The organism is Cypionkella sp. PAMC25878 (assembly GCF_058135695.1).
In genome coordinates this window covers 583,074-599,598 of sequence record NZ_CM176871.1, presented here as the reverse complement: position 1 = coordinate 599,598, position 16,525 = coordinate 583,074, and the positions used below count along the sequence as shown (strand labels likewise).

Here is a 16,525-nt window from a genome sequence, read left to right as displayed (position 1 = left end):
CTCTGTGGGGTCGATCAACGCGGCCCGTCCAATAGGGAGGCTCGTCCATTAAGGAGGCTCTGGCGCGAACGTCAATGAGGGTTGCATCGGTGAGGGGTGCGGGACTATCTGGAGCAAAGCGAAAAAGGATGATGCGATGCGCCCCTCTGGTCGGAAATTGAACGAAATGCGCGCGGTTTCGATGGAAATCGGCGTGATGAAACATGCAGAGGGCTCTTGCCTGATCAAGATGGGTGAGACGCATGTTTTGTGCTCGGCCACCATTGAGGACAAGGCACCACCGTTTTTGAAGAACACCGGCTTGGGCTGGGTGACGGCGGAATATGGCATGTTACCACGAGCGACGAATTCGCGCGTGCGTCGCGAGGCGGCTGCGGGCAAGCAATCAGGCAGAACGCAGGAAATTCAACGGCTTATCGGGCGGGCGTTGCGGGCTGGGGTCGATCGCTCGGCTTTGGGTGAGCGGCAGATTGTGATTGATTGCGATGTTATTCAGGCGGATGGCGGCACCCGCTGTGCCTCGATCACCGGCGGTTGGGTGGCGTTGCGGTTGGCGATGAATAAGTTGCTGAAAACCGGGGTGATTGTCAGCGATCCGATGATGGACCATGTTGCGGCGGTGTCTTGCGGGATTTATGCCGGACAGCCGGTGTTGGATCTGGATTATCCTGAGGATTCTGCGGCTGGGACGGATGGCAATTTCATCCTGACCGGGCGCGGCCGGATGATTGAAGTGCAGATGTCGGCGGAGGGGGCGACGTTCTCGCGCGATGAGATGGGCGAGTTGCTGGATCTGGCTGAAGCCGGGGTTGCCCGACTGGTTGCCGCGCAGAAGGCGGCTTTGGGGATCGCGTGATGCGGAAGTTTTCGGGCAATCGGCTGCTGGTTGCGACACATAATCGCGGCAAGCTGGAAGAAATCGCTAAGCTGTTGGAGGAGTTTGGGATTTCTGTGGTATCGGCCGGTGATCTGAGTCTGCCGGAACCGGTTGAGACCGAGGATAGCTTTGTCGGCAATGCCCGGATCAAGGCGCATGCGGCGGCGCAGGCCACGGGATTGCCTGCGCTTTCCGATGATTCTGGCATCACAATTGAAGCTTTAGGCGGGGCCCCGGGCGTCTATACGGCGGACTGGGCAGAGACTCCGACCGGGCGAGATTTTGTCATGGCGATGACGAAGACTTGGGACAAACTGGAGGCGATTGCAGCGCCAGAACCTCGGCTGGCGCAGTTTCGCTGCACTTTGGTCTTGGCTTGGCCGGATGGCCATGATGAAGTGTTTGAAGGGATGATGGCGGGGCAGATTGTTTGGCCGATGCGCGGCGATCAAGGCCATGGCTATGATCCGATTTTCCAGCCTTTGGGCAGCGATCAGACCTTTGGTGAGATGGATCGCTGGCAGAAAAACCAGATCAGCCAGCGTGCTGATGCGTTTCGCAAACTTGTAGAAGGATGTTTCACGTGAAACAAATCTCCACCGGATCGCCGTTTGAAGCGACAATGGGCTATAGCCGCGCCATCGTCAAAGGCGGCTGGTGTTTCGTGTCGGGCGTCACGGGCTATGATTATGCGACGATGCAGATGCCGGAGGAGATCGCCGATCAGGCACGAAATTGTTTTGCCACCATCGCGAGGGTTTTGACCGAGGCGGGCTTCGAGATGGCTGATATTGTGCGGGTGCAGTATACCGTGGTTGCGCCGGAGTTGGTGGAGGCGCTGGTGCCGGTGCTGGGTGCGACGTTGGGGCAGATCCGGCCCGCCGCGACGATGGTGATCGCCGGGCTGATCCGCCCAGAGATGAAAATTGAAATCGAAGTCACGGCATTTAAGGGCTAGTGATGGAAGACTGGCAGCATGGCGGCTTTGGTCTGTATCTGCATTGGCCGTATTGCGAGTCGAAATGCCCTTATTGCGATTTCAACAGCCATGTCGCCAGCCATATTGACCAGAAGCAGTGGCAGCGCGCTTATGTGTCCGAGATCGATCGGCTGGGGCAAGAAACCCACGGCCGGATTTTGAATTCGGTGTTCTTCGGCGGCGGCACCCCGTCCTTGATGGAGCCAGAGTTGGTTGCGGCGATCATTGAGCGCATCCGGGCCACTTGGCCAATGTCGAACGATCCCGAAATCACCCTGGAAGCCAATCCCGGTTCTGTCGAGGCCGGACGCTTTCGTGGCTTTCAGCAAGCCGGGGTGACGCGGGTTTCGATGGGGATGCAGGCGATGAGCGATGAAGATTTACGCCGCCTCGGTCGCAGGCACAGCGCTGAGGAAGCGCGCAAAGCCTTTGATATCGCTCGACATTGCTTCGATCGCGTCAGCTTCGATCTGATCTATGCCCGGCAGGATCAAAGTCTTGCGGCTTGGCGTGATGAGCTGGGCAAGGCGCTAGAGCTGGCGATTGATCACCTGTCGCTGTATCAGTTGACCATTGAAGATGGCACCGCCTTTGCGGATCGCTTTGCCAAGGGGGGCCTGCGCGGCTTGCCAAGCGAGGATCTTTCGGCTGAGATGTTTGAGCTGACGCAAGCGCTCTGCGACAAGGCCGGGCTACCCGGTTATGAAGTGTCAAATCACGCCAAAAGCGGCTGCGAATCGCGCCACAATCTAATTTATTGGCGCGGCGGCGACTATGTTGGCATAGGCCCCGGCGCGCATGGACGCATGACTCTGCAGGGCACAAGATGGGCAACAGAGGCGCCGAAGTCTCCAGCACTTTGGTTGGGCATGATTAAATCCGGCAAAATGCCCGAACTGCCGCGCAGCGCCCTGACCGCAGAAGAACACAGCTTGGAATATCTGCTGATGTCATTGCGTCTTAGCGAAGGACTGGATCTGGCGCGCTACCAGAATATTTCTGGCACAGCGCTAAACGCTCAAAAAATCTGCGAATTGTCCGATATTGGTATGGTTGAAATCACCGGCGACCGACTGCGCACAACACCAAATGGTCGTATGGTGCTGAACGCTGTCTTGCGCGATCTGGCGACCGCCTAAAAGATACGGGCCTAAAACTCCGCGTCGCGCGGGATCACCGACAGCACCCGGCACAGCAAATCAAGCTGATCAAGCGAGCGGTAGCTGATCGTCAGCTTGCCGCCCTCGCCGCCCGGAAGATGGTCGATTTGCACCGACATATGCAGATTGGCCGAAAGATCGGATTCCAACGCGCGCGTATCCGCATCTTTCTCACTGCGCTGCCGTAGGGAGCGCCTCTTGGCGGGGTCGATGGCAGATTTTCGTACCAGTTCCTCAGTATCGCGCACCGAAAGACCGCGTCCAACCACTTGCAGCGCCAGCTCCGTTGCATTGCCAGTGGTGATCAGCGCCCGGGCATGTCCGGCAGACAAAGTGCCGGATTTGACCATTTGTTGTACGTCTTCCGGCAGTGCCAGCAAGCGCAGCAAATTGGCGATATGACTGCGGCTGCGCGACAAGGCTTCGGCAATCTTTTCTTGGGTATGGCCGAACCTATCCATCAACTGGCGATAGGCCAGCGCTTCTTCGATAGAGTTCAGCTCGGCGCGCTGGATGTTTTCAATAATCGCGATCTCAAGCACTTCCGAATCACTGAACTCGCGGACAATCACCGGCAGTTCATGAAGTTGCGCAATCTGCGCCGCCCGCCAACGCCGTTCGCCTGCGACGATTTCGTAAAGATCCTGACCGGGCTTTTTGCGCACGATGAGGGGCTGAATGACACCCTTCTGACGCAGAGAATCCGCGAGATCCTTCAACGCTTCCGGCTGGAAATCGCGCCGCGGCTGATCGGGGTTCGGCACAATCTTTTCGACAGGCAGCATCAATTCGGAGCGCCGGGTCTCGGATGCAGCTGACGGTGCTTCAAGATTCACATCTGCCATCAGCGCCGAAAGGCCGCGGCCAAGGCCGCGTCGATCAAACTTCTTTTCCATCAGACGGTCTCCTCTTTGAAACGATTGCGCACCGGATGCCGCAGCAAAATCTCGGTCGACAGAGCTCGGTAGGCTTCTGAGCCTTTCGACGCGCTGTCATAGCTTAGAACAGGCTGCGCATAAGACGGCGCTTCGCTGAGCCGCACATTGCGCGGAATCATCGTTTTGAACACCAAATCCCCCAAGGTCGTACGCGCATCATGTTCGACCTGCTGCGAAAGTCGGTTGCGGCCATCCACCATCGTCAGCACCACGCCTTCAATGCGAAGCCCCGGATTGGCGCTGCGCCGCACTTCGCGAATGGTCAACATCAGTTGCGACAAGCCCTCCAGCGCGAAAAACTCGGCCTGTAGCGGCACCAGCACGGCATGACTTGCCACCATCGCATTGATCGTCAGCAAACTCAGGGACGGCGGGCAATCAATCAAAATAAAGTCAAGATCCAGCGTTTCAACCCGCGGTTCGCGCAGTGAATCATGCAGCAAAAAGCTGCGCTTCTCATTAGAGACCAGTTGAATATCGGCGGAAGACAGATCGGCGCTGGAGGGGCAAAGCAACAAGCCCGCGAAGTCGGTGCCAACCACCGTCTCAACCAGCGGGGTCTCCTCCAACAGCAAATCATAGGTGGTCTTTTTGCGATCTGTCGGTGCGAAGCCCAGGCCGGTCGAGGCATTGCCCTGTGGATCCAGATCCACCAACAGCACCCGCGCCCCCTGCTCGACCAAAGCAGCCGCAAGGTTGATCGCGGTGGTTGTCTTGCCCACCCCGCCTTTTTGGTTGGCAATCGACAGAATACGCGGCCCATCCGCGCCAATAAGGTCATGCACGCTGAATGCCCCTCACTGCCAGAACAAGCGATTCAGGGTCGGTATGGCTTTGCATCGCATCACAGTTGAACCGCCACAGCTTCTGCGCATCCTCGATTTCGCGCGCCGCAGCGGCGCCCTTCGCAAAAATCGCCACGCCTTGCGGCTTCAAATGCCGATATGCGTAGCCACACAGAGTAGATAATGGCGCCAATGCCCGCGCAGTAAGGACATCAACATTCTGTGGCTCAAGATCTTCAATACGCTGGGTTTTAACACTGACAGCGATATCCAAGAGACGTGAGGCTTCGGACAGAAACACCGATTTCCGACGATCTGCTTCCACCAGAATCATCCGCGTCTCTGGCTGCAATTCCTTTGCAAGAATGGCCAGCACGATGCCCGGAAACCCGCCGCCGCTGCCCAAATCGCACCAGAGGCCAGCTTCAGCGGGTACTTGTCGAATAAGCTGCGCAGAATCAATGACATGTCTGTCCCAAATCTCAGAAATTCCCGATTTGGAGATGAGATTTATGGCTGGATTCCATTTTTCGACCAACGCGCAATAGGCAATAAGCCGCTCCAGTGTTTCACGTGAAACATTCAGCCAAGCAGGAACCTCAACCTCGTCACGGTTCATTGCGAGGCGACCTCTCGACGGGCCTTGCGGATATGCGCCAAGATCAGCGTCAGCGCAGCCGGCGTCATTCCCTCAATCCGCGCCGCTTGCGCCAAATTGGCCGGTCGCACATGCGACAGCTTTGCGCCCAACTCGGTTGAAAGCCCGGGCAGGCCAGTGAACACAAACCCGTTTGGAATTTCAGCCGATTCTTCGCGCTTCAAGGCGGCAATCTCATACTTTTGCCGCTCAACATACTGTGCATAGAGCGCATCCGTCGCCGTCTGTTGCTGAATCTCCGGGGCAAACTCGGCAAACTCGGGCACCAACGCGGCAATTTGCGCGACCGTCACATCCGGCAGGGCCATCAGCGCCTGCGCAGTGCGTCGTGTGCCATCCTGACTAAGCGAAATGCCGACTCTGCTCAGTTCGGTCGGCGAGAATGCTCGTTGCTGCAGCACATCCGCCGCCGCCGCCAGACCGTCGCGCTTCCGCAAAAATGCCGCTTTACGATCATCCCGAACACAGCCTAAAGCAAGTCCTATCGGTGTCAGCCGCTGGTCCGCATTGTCCGCCCGCAACGTCAAGCGATACTCTGCCCGCGAGGTAAACATACGGTAAGGTTCCGTCACGCCCCGCGTGGTCAAGTCATCAATCATAACCCCGATATAGCTTTCCGAACGGCTGAAATGCACCGGATCTTTTGCTTGCGCCAAAGCTGCCGCGTTCAAGCCAGCCAACAGGCCCTGCGCCGCCGCTTCCTCATATCCGGTGGTCCCATTGATTTGACCGGCCAGAAACAACCCCGGCAGTGCTTTCAGCTGCAGCGACAGATCAAGCCCGCGGGGATCAAAGTAATCATATTCAATGGCATAGCCCGGCTGGGTGATCCGCACATTCTCAAGCCCAAGGATAGAGCGGACATAGACCTCTTGCACCTCTTGTGGCAAAGAGGTCGAAATTCCGTTCGGGTAGACAGTGCTATCGTCCAGTCCCTCAGGTTCCAAAAACACCTGATGTGAGGTTTTGTCGGCGAATCGCACGATCTTATCCTCGATAGACGGACAATAGCGCGGCCCAATCCCTTCGATATGGCCGCCATACATCGCGGATCGACTGAGATTCTGACGCACAATCGTATGGGTTTTCTCATTGGTATGGGTGATGCCACAGGCAATCTGCCGCACCTGCGGCAGTTTGTTCAGGAAAGAAAACACCACCGGGTCTTCGTCGCCGGGCTGGATTTCCAACACATCCCAGTTGATCGTGCCGCCATCCAGACGCGGCGGCGTGCCGGTTTTCAAGCGCCCGTGCGCCAGCCCCAACCCTGCCAATTGTTCGGCCAACAACACAGAGGGCCGATCACCGATCCGGCCACCAGGCCGCCGCTGATCGCCAACATGAATCACCCCATTCAGGAATGTACCAACGGTCAACACCACGGAATCAGCCGATAAATCAACCAAATCCGCCAAGGTAACTCCGGTCACCCTGCCATTTTGCTGTTTCAGCGCAATGACTTCACCTTCCAGGATCGTCAGATTTTCCTCAGCACTCAACAAATCCAGAACAGCGGCCCGATACAGCTTTCTGTCGGCCTGCGCCCGTGGACCCTGCACCGCCGGACCTTTTCGTCGGTTCAGCATCCGATATTGAATCGCCGCACGATCAGCCGCCAGAGCCATAATACCATCCATCGCGTCGATCTCACGCACCAGATGGCCCTTGCCCAAGCCTCCGATAGCCGGATTGCACGACATCACCCCAATGCCATCACGGCGCAACGAAATCAGCGCCGTCCGAGCGCCCATCCGTGCCGAAGCCGCCGCAGCTTCCGCGCCGGCATGGCCGCCGCCAATGACAATCACCTCAAAATGTTTCACGTGAAACAACCTCATTTCCCGATGCAGAAGCTGGAGAATATCTCATCGAGCAGATTCTCAACATCGATTCTTCCCACCATGATTTCCAAAGCCCGCATCGACGCGCGCAAATCCACCGCAACCAGCTCTGGCAAACTCTGTGCTTGCCCCATTCTGCCCCGTGCCGATTCCAACCCAGACACCGCAACCTGCATCGCGATACGCTGCCGCTCGCGGATCAGCAACCCCGCCGATGCCGCACGCCCCGACAACCGTGCCGCTATCTCAGCTATAAGCCAGTCAATCCCGGCCCCCGTCTTGCCGGAAACCGCCCCTGAAGACGCCAATGCCGCGCCATTGCGAACATCCGCTTTCCCCAACACCACGAGATCATCAACCTCGGGCAACAACATCAGCACCTCATCAGGGTCGGCTTGCAAGAAAATCCGCAAATCAGCCTGACGTGCGCGCTCCAACGCCCGCTCCACGCCAATCCGCTCGACCACATCCACCGAATCACGCAGACCCGCTGTATCCAGCAATGTCACCGACAGCCCGGCAATATCCATCCGAACCTCAATCACATCCCGGGTTGTGCCAGCAACTTCCGAGGTAATCGCCGCCTCCCGCCCCGCCAACGCATTAAGCAGCGTCGACTTACCGGCATTGGGCGCCCCGACAATCGCCACTTCAAAGCCGTGCCTGATCCGCTCCGCAGCTTGCGCGCCATCCAACTCGCGGCGCAACTGGACCAACAGACCATCAATCAGCGTCTGAACCTCGGGGGTCACATCCAGCGGCACATCCTCATCAGCAAAATCAATCGTCGCCTCGATCAAAGCCGCCGCCCGTACAAGATCCAGCCGCCAAGCCTCCACCCGTCGCCCCAAAGCCCCGGACAACACCCGCAACGCCTGCTTGCGCTGCGCTTCGGTCTCGGCATCAATCAGATCGGCAAGCCCCTCCACCTGCGTCAGATCAAGCCGGCCATTCTCCAGTGCCCGGCGCGTAAACTCCCCCGCTTCTGCCATCCGCAACCCGTCGGTCGCCGCCAGTGCCTGCAACACCCGGGCCACCACAGCGTTGCTGCCGTGCAACTGCAACTCGGCGCTGGCTTCACCAGTAAAACTCGCCCCCGCCGCAAACACCAGCACCAAGGCCTCATCCAACACCTCACCCTGCCAGACCAGACGCCGCAATCCGGCTTGGCGGAGCAGCGGCACCGCACAGAACCCGGCCACCGCATCATGCGCCAAGGACCCGGAGATCCGGATCACCGCGACGCCCGCCTTACCCCGCGCCGAGGCGAGGGCGAAAATCGTGTCCATAGCCAAGCCTTTGATTAAAGCGTGTCAGGTTTGAATAGAACGTTCTTATCGAAAAACGCGTTCGAGCCGATGCGAAAGGCAGCGATTTTCGATTCAACTGATGAACCTGCCGCGCACTAAGACGCAAGTTATGCGTTCATCGACTCGAAAAACTCACCGTTGCTCTTGGTTTGCTTCAGTTTCGAGATCAGGAATTCGATGGCATCTGTGGTGCCCATCGGGTTCAGAATCCGCCGCAGCACATAGGTCTTCTGCAGATCGATCTTCTCGACCAGCAGATCTTCCTTCCGCGTGCCGGATTTCAGAATATCAATCGCCGGGAACACCCGCTTGTCGGCGACCTTGCGGTCCAACACGATCTCGCTGTTGCCGGTGCCCTTGAATTCCTCAAAGATCACCTCGTCCATCCGGCTGCCGGTATCAATCAACGCGGTGGCAATGATGGTCAGTGAACCGCCTTCTTCAATATTCCGCGCAGCGCCAAAGAACCGCTTCGGCCGCTGCAAGGCATTGGCATCCACACCACCGGTCAAAACCTTACCCGAGGACGGCACCACGGTGTTGAACGCGCGGCCGAGACGGGTAATCGAATCAAGCAAAATCACCACATCGCGCTTATGCTCAACCAGCCGTTTGGCCTTCTCGATCACCATCTCCGCCACCGCCACATGCCGCGTCGCCGGCTCGTCGAAGGTCGAGGATACCACCTCGCCCTTCACCGAACGCTGCATATCGGTGACTTCCTCGGGCCGCTCATCAATCAGCAGCACGATCAGATAACATTCCGGGTGATTGGTCGCGATCGAATGGGCAATGTTCTGCAATAACACCGTCTTACCCGTCCGCGGCGGCGCCACGATCAGCGCACGCTGGCCTTTGCCGATCGGGCAGACCAGATCAATAATCCGCGCCGAGCGGTCCTTGATCGTCGGATCTTCAACTTCCATCTTCAACCGCTCATCCGGGTAAAGTGGCGTCAGGTTGTCAAAGTGAACCTTGTGGCGCGCCTTTTCAGGATCATCAAAGTTGATCCGGGTGACCTTGGTCAGACAAAAATATTTTTCATTTTCCTTCGGCGCCGCCATGGTGCCTTCGATCGTATCGCCCGTCCGCAGGCTGAACTGCCGCAGAATATCCGGCGAGACATAAATATCATCCGGTCCAGGTAGATAATTCGCAGATGGCGAGCGCAAGAAGCCAAAGCCATCTTGCAACACTTCCAGCACGCCATCGCCGCCGATTTCCCAACCTTCTTCGGCATGTTCTTTCAGGATCGAGAACATCATCTCGCCCTTGCGCATGCTTGGGGCGTTTTCAATCTCCCATTCCTCCGCCATCGCCAGCAGCTCAGCCGGGGTCTTGGCTTTCAGATCAGCAAGATTCAAATGCTCAACGGTCATGTGGAATTCACCTTAGGCGCGCGGCCCCACGCTTGGGTCAGCAGCAGCAATGTCAATGGAAAGCGGGAGGGCCGAATGGCCGCGCTGAGCTCCACCTAAGACCAGCCTGCGCCCAAGTCAAGGATTTCAGATTGGGGATTTCAGAACTTCACAATCACCGAGACCACGATAATCATCATAAGCAGCGTCGGCACTTCATTCATTATGCGATACTGTCGGCCGGTGACGCTGTTACGCCCCGCGACAAAATCCTTCCGCCGCCACCCCAGCCAATGATGAAACAGCGTCATCGCAATCACGCAAAACGCCTTGGTCCAAGGCCAAACTGCCGTCCAATCCACGATCCCCGGTGTGAACACCAGTGCCAGTCCAAACACCCATGTAGCCACAGATGCCGGATTGATGATCGCCTTCAGCAACCGCCGCTCCATCAGCTGAAACATCACGTCTGTGGCAGATCCGGGTTCTACCTGCTCCACATGATATACAAACAGCCTTGGCAGGTAGAACAGGCCCGCCATCCAAGCGATCACCGAAATCACATGCAATGCCTTGATCCAAGGATAATACGTCGCCAGAAAGTCGCCCACAGGTTCACCTCACTTCTTAGCTTCTTCTTAAAGAATAGATTCTAGAAAGAAAGATGTTGTTGTAGGGGCCGTGGATAACGGAATTTCTCGGGTTCTCCCGCCTTATATCCCCAAGGTCCGGGCTGTGCGTAACTATAGAACGATTTTCGTGATTCACATTTATACGTTGTAAATCAATCTCATACACGAAAATCACGCGGCACATCTTGCTCCACAGCCTCTGGATATATCTCTCGCGCACAGTCTAGCCTTTGCGCCATCCCCATGTGGGCAAACCCGCCGAGCCTCGCCTCTGCGCTTGACAAAACCCTGCCCATCCCGCCTTTTCGGCGCTAAATCGAGCTTACCCCCAAATCCACCTGCCGGAACAAACCCAGCTTATCCACAAGGCCGCCCCCATCATGCGTCCGCTGCTTTTAGCCTCTGCATCGCCGATCCGCCTGCAGCTTTTGCGCAACGCCGGGCTTGAGGTCACAGCACAGCCTGCCCGCATCGACGAAGACGCCATCCGCCAAGCGCTTCAAGCCGATGCCGCCCCGCCCCGCGATATTGCCGATGCGCTTGCTGAAATGAAGGCCCGCAAACTGGCCGAGAAAAACCCCGATGCGCTTGTGCTGGGCTGCGATCAGATCCTCGCTTTCAAGGGTCGGGTTTTTGGCAAGCCCGAAACCCAGAATGAGGCCCACGCTCAACTGACCGAATTCCGCGGTCAAACCCACCAGCTGATCTCGGCCTTGGTGCTTTATGACGGTGGCAAGCCGATTTGGCGGCATATGTCAGAGGCGAAACTGACGATGCGGCTCATCTCCGAGGGCTATCTTGACGATTACATCAGCCGCAACTGGCACTCCTTGCGCGAATCCGTTGGTGGCTACAAACTCGAAGAAGAAGGCATACGGCTGTTTTCCACTATCGAGGGCGATTACTTCACCATTCTCGGCCTGCCCCTTCTTCCCTTGATCGGCTATTTAGGCACCAGAGGCTTCATCGCAGCATGACAGATTTGCCCCGAATCCCACTTGCCGGCGTCATCGGCCACCCGATTGCGCACAGCCGTTCGCCTGCGCTGCACGGCTTCTGGCTGAAGCGGTATGGCATTAAAGGCCACTATATCCCGATGGATGTGGCACCGCAGGATCTTCGGCAAGCGCTTGAAATCCTACCGAAACTTGGCTTCGTGGGTGTTAATGTGACCATCCCCCATAAGGAAGCGATCCTGAAAATCGCCGATGTTGTGACGGACCGCGCCGCGCTTATCGGCGCCGCCAACACGCTGATTTTTCGCAAAGATGGCCGGATTCACGCCGATAACACCGATGGCGCGGGTTTTATCGCTAACCTACGGCAAAACGCGCCGCACTGGAATCCCACCGCTGGTCCCGCCGCTGTCTTTGGTGCCGGGGGCGCCGCCCGTGCAATAGTCGCCGCCTTGATCGAGGTCGGGGCGCCAGAGATTCGCATCGCCAACCGCACCCAGCCTCGGGCTCAGGCCCTCCGCGCAGATTTTGGCGCAAAGCTGCAGATTTACGATTGGGTGCAGGCCGCAAATATGCTGGAGGGTGCCGCCACCGTCATCAATACGACCTCGCTCGGCATGTCTGGCAAATCGGATTTCCGGGTGCCGCTGGATGGACTCGAACGTGACGCGCTTGTCACTGACTTAGTGTATAACCCATTGAAAACACACTTCCTTATCGAAGCTGAAGCCAGAGGCTGCACCGTGGTCGATGGCCTCGGCATGTTGCTTCACCAAGCCGCCCCCGGCTTTGAACGCTGGTTCGACCAACGGCCAGAAGTGGACGAAGCCACCCGCCAAGCCGTGCTATCGGCATGACCTTTCGCCTCGGCCTCACCGGCTCCATCGGCATGGGCAAATCCACCACCGCTGCCATGTTCGCCGCCGCAGGGCTGCCGATCTGGGACGCTGACAGCGCCGTTCACCAACTCTACGCCCGCGACGGTCTTGCGGTCAGCCCAATCAGCGAAATCTGCCCCGAAGCCACCATGGATGGGAATGTTTCACGTGAAACATTGAAACGCGCGATTGCAGCCGATCCTGGCCTGCTCGCCAAACTCGAAGCCATCACCCACCCGCTCGTCGCCGCCGACCGCGCCGCCTTCCTCGCGCAGACCACCGCCGACATTGCCGTCCTCGACACCCCGCTGCTGTTCGAGACATCCAGCCAACACGAATTCCACGCCACTCTCCTCGTCACCGCCCCCGCCGATCTGCAACGCCAACGCGTTTTGCAACGCCTCGGCATGACCGAACAGCACTTCCAAACCCTGCTCAGCCGCCAAATGCCCGACACCCAAAAACGCTCCCTCGCCACCCATATCGTTGAAACGCTGGACCTTTCCGCCACTGAAGCCTATGTCAAATCCCTGATCGCCCATATCCGAGCCCGCCATGCGTGAGATCGTCCTCGACACCGAAACCACCGGCTTTGAACCCTCCGAAGGCGATCGAATCGTCGAAATCGGCGCGGTCGAACTGTTCAACCACCTACCCACAGGCAAAACCTACCACCAATATATCAACCCCGAACGCCTGATGCCGAAAGCCGCTTTTGACGTCCACGGCCTCGGCGATGAGTTCCTGCGCGACAAACCCGTCTTCAAAGCCATCGCCCAAGCCTTCCTCGAGTTCATTGGCGAAGCCCAACTGATCATCCACAATGCCAGTTTTGACATGAAATTCCTCAACGCCGAATTAACAGCCGTCAAACTGCCGACTCTGCCGATGACCCGCGCCACCGACACGCTGATGATGGCCCGCCGCAAATTTCCCGGTTCCCCCGCCACCCTAGACGCGCTCTGCCGCCGCTTTGGCGTCGATAATTCTGCCCGCGAAAAGCACGGCGCTCTGCTCGATTCCGAAATCCTGGCCGAGGTCTATCTCGAACTTGTCGGCGGCAGGCAACCGGATTTTGGGCTCAATCCTGCGACGCAAACCGCCTCTGGCCCCGCGAAAACCCTCTCAGATTGGCGTCCACGCCCGCGCCCAAACCCGCTACCGCCCCGTCTGACCGAGGCAGAATCCGCCGCACACACCGCCTTCGTCGACAAAATGGGCGTGGTGGCCATCTGGAAAAAGCGGCTCTAATATAGCTTAAAACCTCAAATTGGCGTAAATTAACCTATACCGCCCATCCCCAAAAAGGCCCCCATGAAAACCATCTTTGTCACCGGTTCCGCAGGCTTCATCGGCTTTCACCTTTGCAAACTCCTCTTGGCCGAGGGCTTTCGCGTCGCAGGCTACGATGGCATGACCGATTACTACGATGTGACGCTGAAACAGCGCCGCCTCGCCATGCTGCTGCAAAACCCCAACTTCACCAACACCGAGGCCTTGCTGGAAGACCAAACTACCCTCGAATCCGCGATGCGAGCCGCCAATCCGAAAGTGATCATCCACCTCGCCGCCCAAGCCGGTGTCCGCTACAGCCTTGAAAACCCACGCGCTTATCTGAATGCCAACCTTGTAGGTGGCTTCAACGTGCTTGATCTCGCCCGCGAACTCAACGTCGAGCACCTGCTGATGGCCTCGACCTCCTCGGTCTACGGTGCCAACACTGAAATGCCGTTCCTTGAGACCCATAAAACCGAAACCCAACTCACCTTCTACGCCGCCACCAAAAAGGCCAATGAGGCGATGGCGCATTCCTACGCCCATATCTACGGCCTGCCCGTCACCATGTTCCGCTTTTTCACTGTCTACGGCCCTTGGGGCCGCCCCGACATGGCGCCCTATAAGTTCACCAAAGGCATCCTCGAAGGCACCCCAATCGACATCTACAACAACGGCGAGATGTGGCGCGACTTCACCTATGTCGACGACCTCGTGCGCGGCATCCGCCTGCTGATCGACGCCGTGCCGCAACGTCCAGCCACCCCAGAAGACATACTCCCTGGAGACAGCCTTTCTCCCGCCGCCCCCTACCGAGTCGTCAACATCGGCAACTCCGACAAGGTCAAACTGTTGGATTTCATCGAAGCCATCGAAGACGCCACCGGCTGCAAAGCCATCCGCAACTACATGCCGATGCAAACCGGCGATGTCGTCGCCACTTGGGCCGATGCCAACCTGTTGAAAACCCTCACAAACTACCAACCGCAAACCAATGTCCGTGACGGCATGGCAAATTTCGTGCGCTGGTATCGCGACTATTATCAGATCTGAAACGCAAAAGGCCGACCCCGCAAGGTCGGCCCTTCAAATTCAACGCTCTAAACTCAGTTCGCCACCGGCGCAGGCTGCGCCCGCCGCGCAATTTCCTGCCGATACAAAGCCAAGAAATCCACCGTGTCGATGTTCAGCGGCGGGAAGCCGCCATCGCGCGTCACATCCGAGATAATCCGCCGCACAAACGGGAACAGCAGCCGCGGGCATTCGATCATCAGAAACGGATGCAGCTGCTCCTCCGGTACGCCCTCAACATGGAAGATCCCGCCGTAATCGACCTCCAGCAGAAACAGCGTATCGCCGTTCACCTTGTTCTTTGAGGTCACCTTGAACTTCGTCACAATATCAAACTGATGATCCTGCGCGCGCTTGCGCGCGTCCAAACTGACCTGCACCTGAATATCCGGCTGCACTTCATTGGCCGTCAGCCCCTTCTGTGCCACCATGTTTTCAAACGACATATCCCGCACAAACTGCGCCAGAACCGACATCTTGATCTGCGGCGCGCCGCCATTTTCCTCGGCCATAAGCCCCACTCCCTGAAAAATCCTGCATACCCCTAGCAGGTCATCTCAAAGGCCTCAATCCTCACGCCACTTCGAAGGCCGCGTCACCCCACCAATCTTATCGCGTTCGGGCACCACTTCCTCATATTCCGCATCCACCCAGTCGGCCTCGCCGCGACGCCGCGCAAAACCATGCACCTGAACACGGGCAGCCAGCATGGCAATCAACCCCGTCCGCACAAACGGAACCAGCAACACCAAGCCGAGAAAATCGGTGAAAAACCCCGGCAGGATCAGCAACATCCCGCTCAGCATGATCAACGCACTATGCGCCATCGGCTGCAACGCAGCGATACCGCCGCCGCCACGCACCTCGCGCAAAGCCCCCATGCCAAGCCCGCGGATCAACCCGACCCCCAGCATCGCACTCAACACCACCCAGGCCAACGTCGCCCACAGCCCCAACCAGCCGCCAACAACCACAAACAGCCCAATTTCCAGCAAAGGCCATGCCAAAATCAGCGCAAAAACCCACATCTCAGCACCCTCCGTGCAATCTAGCGGCCAAACCATAGACTTGGCGGCCCCCAGCCCCTACATAAGGGTCCAACGCCCGGATCACCAACCCCTCGGGCCCCGTTTTGAGGCGCTTATGAATTCCTCCTTGATTCAACTGCTCGTTCTGGCCGGAATCGCCGTGTTCCTGATCCTGAAACTGCGTTCTGTGTTAGGCAGCCGCGAAGGCTTCGAAAAGCCCGCCGTGCCGCAAGACCCCGCGCGCCCGCAGCCGAAACTGGTGCAGCCTGCCGCTGAAGACGGCGTCGATCTCGACATCACCGATCACGCCCCCGCAGGCAGCCCCGCCGCGTTGGCCCTCGCCGCGATGAAACAGGCCGAACCCGGCTTTTCCGTCGGCGAATTTCTGCACGGCGCGCGCGGCGCCTATGAGATGATTCTGATGGCGTTTGAGCGCGGTGATATCGACCCGGTCCGCCCTTTCCTCGCCGATGAGGTTGAGGCTTCCTTCACCCAAGCCATCAACGCCCGCGAACGCGATGGCCAGACGGTAGAGGCCAACTTCCTCGGCTTGCGTGAAATGACCCTGTCGGATGCAGAATACGACCCCACCACCCGTACCGCCGAAATCACCCTGCGCTACACTGGCGAACTCACCTCACTGGTGCGCAACAAGGCCGGCGAGATCATCGAAGGCTCGGCCACCGAGGTCAAACGCCAGCGCGACGGCTGGACCTTCGCGCGCCGCATGGGCGTGCAAGACCCGAACTGGCAACTCGTCGGCACCAGCGACTAAGGCG

At 58.1% G+C, this 16,525-nt stretch carries 19 protein-coding genes; 10 read left to right on the top strand and 9 right to left on the bottom strand.

The window, feature by feature from the left end; all coding sequences use genetic code 11:
• The first annotated feature begins 136 nt into the window (after positions 1 to 136).
• The 4 genes from rph to hemW are packed head-to-tail and all read left to right on the top strand — an operon-like array spanning position 137 to position 2,995.
• The gene (gene rph, locus ACS5RD_RS02795; protein ID WP_489929894.1) at positions 137 to 856 is read left to right on the top strand and encodes a ribonuclease PH; all 720 of its coding nucleotides are present in this window, start codon (positions 137 to 139) and stop codon (positions 854 to 856) included.
• Positions 853 to 1,464 carry an RdgB/HAM1 family non-canonical purine NTP pyrophosphatase gene (gene rdgB, locus ACS5RD_RS02790; RefSeq protein ID WP_489929893.1) on the top strand — a complete coding sequence of 204 codons (612 nt, stop codon included), beginning with the start codon at positions 853 to 855 and terminating at the stop codon, positions 1,462 to 1,464. Before rph ends, rdgB begins: the two co-directional genes overlap by 4 nt.
• Positions 1,461 to 1,835, top strand: coding sequence for a RidA family protein (locus ACS5RD_RS02785; RefSeq protein ID WP_489929892.1), 375 nt, complete (start codon positions 1,461 to 1,463; stop codon positions 1,833 to 1,835). Before rdgB ends, ACS5RD_RS02785 begins: the two co-directional genes overlap by 4 nt.
• A 2-nt stretch (positions 1,836 to 1,837) precedes the next feature.
• A complete protein-coding gene (gene hemW, locus ACS5RD_RS02780) occupies positions 1,838 to 2,995 on the top strand; it encodes a radical SAM family heme chaperone HemW (RefSeq protein WP_489929891.1) in 1,158 nt (385 codons plus the stop codon).
• 11 nt (positions 2,996 to 3,006) lie between these two features.
• On the opposite strand, the gene ACS5RD_RS02775 is transcribed toward hemW, so the two are convergent.
• The 7 genes from ACS5RD_RS02775 to hemJ form a co-directional block, all read right to left on the bottom strand.
• Positions 3,007 to 3,912, bottom strand: coding sequence for a ParB/RepB/Spo0J family partition protein (locus tag ACS5RD_RS02775; RefSeq protein ID WP_054006740.1), 906 nt, complete (start codon positions 3,910 to 3,912; stop codon positions 3,007 to 3,009).
• Complete coding sequence (locus ACS5RD_RS02770) at positions 3,912 to 4,739, bottom strand: ParA family protein (RefSeq protein ID WP_489929890.1); 828 nt, start codon at positions 4,737 to 4,739, stop codon at positions 3,912 to 3,914. Before ACS5RD_RS02770 ends, ACS5RD_RS02775 begins: the two co-directional genes overlap by 1 nt.
• Positions 4,732 to 5,358 (bottom strand): 16S rRNA (guanine(527)-N(7))-methyltransferase RsmG, encoded by a 627-nt coding sequence (gene rsmG / locus ACS5RD_RS02765; protein WP_489929889.1) that lies wholly within the window; start codon positions 5,356 to 5,358, stop codon positions 4,732 to 4,734. Before rsmG ends, ACS5RD_RS02770 begins: the two co-directional genes overlap by 8 nt.
• Complete coding sequence (gene mnmG / locus ACS5RD_RS02760) at positions 5,355 to 7,220, bottom strand: tRNA uridine-5-carboxymethylaminomethyl(34) synthesis enzyme MnmG (protein ID WP_489929888.1); 1,866 nt, start codon at positions 7,218 to 7,220, stop codon at positions 5,355 to 5,357. The genes rsmG and mnmG overlap by 4 nt, the downstream gene beginning before the upstream one ends.
• An 11-nt stretch (positions 7,221 to 7,231) precedes the next feature.
• Positions 7,232 to 8,527, bottom strand: coding sequence for a tRNA uridine-5-carboxymethylaminomethyl(34) synthesis GTPase MnmE (gene mnmE / locus ACS5RD_RS02755; RefSeq protein WP_489929887.1), 1,296 nt, complete (start codon positions 8,525 to 8,527; stop codon positions 7,232 to 7,234).
• A gap of 128 nt (positions 8,528 to 8,655) precedes the next feature.
• Positions 8,656 to 9,927, bottom strand: coding sequence for a transcription termination factor Rho (gene rho / locus ACS5RD_RS02750; protein WP_426032336.1), 1,272 nt, complete (start codon positions 9,925 to 9,927; stop codon positions 8,656 to 8,658).
• A gap of 140 nt (positions 9,928 to 10,067) precedes the next feature.
• Positions 10,068 to 10,517 (bottom strand): protoporphyrinogen oxidase HemJ, encoded by a 450-nt coding sequence (hemJ, locus tag ACS5RD_RS02745; protein ID WP_489929886.1) that lies wholly within the window; start codon positions 10,515 to 10,517, stop codon positions 10,068 to 10,070.
• A 401-nt stretch (positions 10,518 to 10,918) separates the two neighbouring features.
• Here hemJ and ACS5RD_RS02740 point away from each other — a divergent pair, with 401 nt between their 5' ends.
• The 5 genes from ACS5RD_RS02740 (at position 10,919) to ACS5RD_RS02720 (ending at position 14,700) form a co-directional block, all read left to right on the top strand.
• Positions 10,919 to 11,515 carry a Maf family protein gene (locus ACS5RD_RS02740; protein WP_489929885.1) on the top strand — a complete coding sequence of 199 codons (597 nt, stop codon included), beginning with the start codon at positions 10,919 to 10,921 and terminating at the stop codon, positions 11,513 to 11,515.
• A complete protein-coding gene (locus ACS5RD_RS02735; protein ID WP_054006747.1) occupies positions 11,512 to 12,351 on the top strand; it encodes a shikimate dehydrogenase in 840 nt (279 codons plus the stop codon). The genes ACS5RD_RS02740 and ACS5RD_RS02735 overlap by 4 nt, the downstream gene beginning before the upstream one ends.
• Positions 12,348 to 12,935 carry a dephospho-CoA kinase gene (gene coaE / locus ACS5RD_RS02730; RefSeq protein ID WP_489929884.1) on the top strand — a complete coding sequence of 196 codons (588 nt, stop codon included), beginning with the start codon at positions 12,348 to 12,350 and terminating at the stop codon, positions 12,933 to 12,935. The genes ACS5RD_RS02735 and coaE overlap by 4 nt, the downstream gene beginning before the upstream one ends.
• Positions 12,928 to 13,623 (top strand): DNA polymerase III subunit epsilon, encoded by a 696-nt coding sequence (gene dnaQ / locus ACS5RD_RS02725; RefSeq protein WP_489929883.1) that lies wholly within the window; start codon positions 12,928 to 12,930, stop codon positions 13,621 to 13,623. The genes coaE and dnaQ overlap by 8 nt, the downstream gene beginning before the upstream one ends.
• Positions 13,624 to 13,686: 63 nt before the next feature.
• Positions 13,687 to 14,700 (top strand): NAD-dependent epimerase/dehydratase family protein, encoded by a 1,014-nt coding sequence (locus ACS5RD_RS02720; protein ID WP_489929882.1) that lies wholly within the window; start codon positions 13,687 to 13,689, stop codon positions 14,698 to 14,700.
• Between the two features lie 53 nt (positions 14,701 to 14,753).
• Here ACS5RD_RS02720 and secB read toward each other — a convergent pair whose 3' ends face one another.
• On the bottom strand, positions 14,754 to 15,230 hold the full coding sequence (gene secB / locus ACS5RD_RS02715) for a protein-export chaperone SecB (RefSeq protein ID WP_054006751.1): 477 nt from the start codon (positions 15,228 to 15,230) through the stop codon (positions 14,754 to 14,756).
• Between the two features lie 54 nt (positions 15,231 to 15,284).
• The gene (locus ACS5RD_RS02710; RefSeq protein WP_489929881.1) at positions 15,285 to 15,746 is read right to left on the bottom strand and encodes an FxsA family protein; all 462 of its coding nucleotides are present in this window, start codon (positions 15,744 to 15,746) and stop codon (positions 15,285 to 15,287) included.
• 115 nt (positions 15,747 to 15,861) lie between these two features.
• On the opposite strand from ACS5RD_RS02710, the gene ACS5RD_RS02705 reads away from it, so the two are divergent.
• A complete protein-coding gene (locus ACS5RD_RS02705; RefSeq protein WP_489929880.1) occupies positions 15,862 to 16,521 on the top strand; it encodes a Tim44/TimA family putative adaptor protein in 660 nt (219 codons plus the stop codon).
• Positions 16,522 to 16,525: the final 4 nt, after the last annotated feature.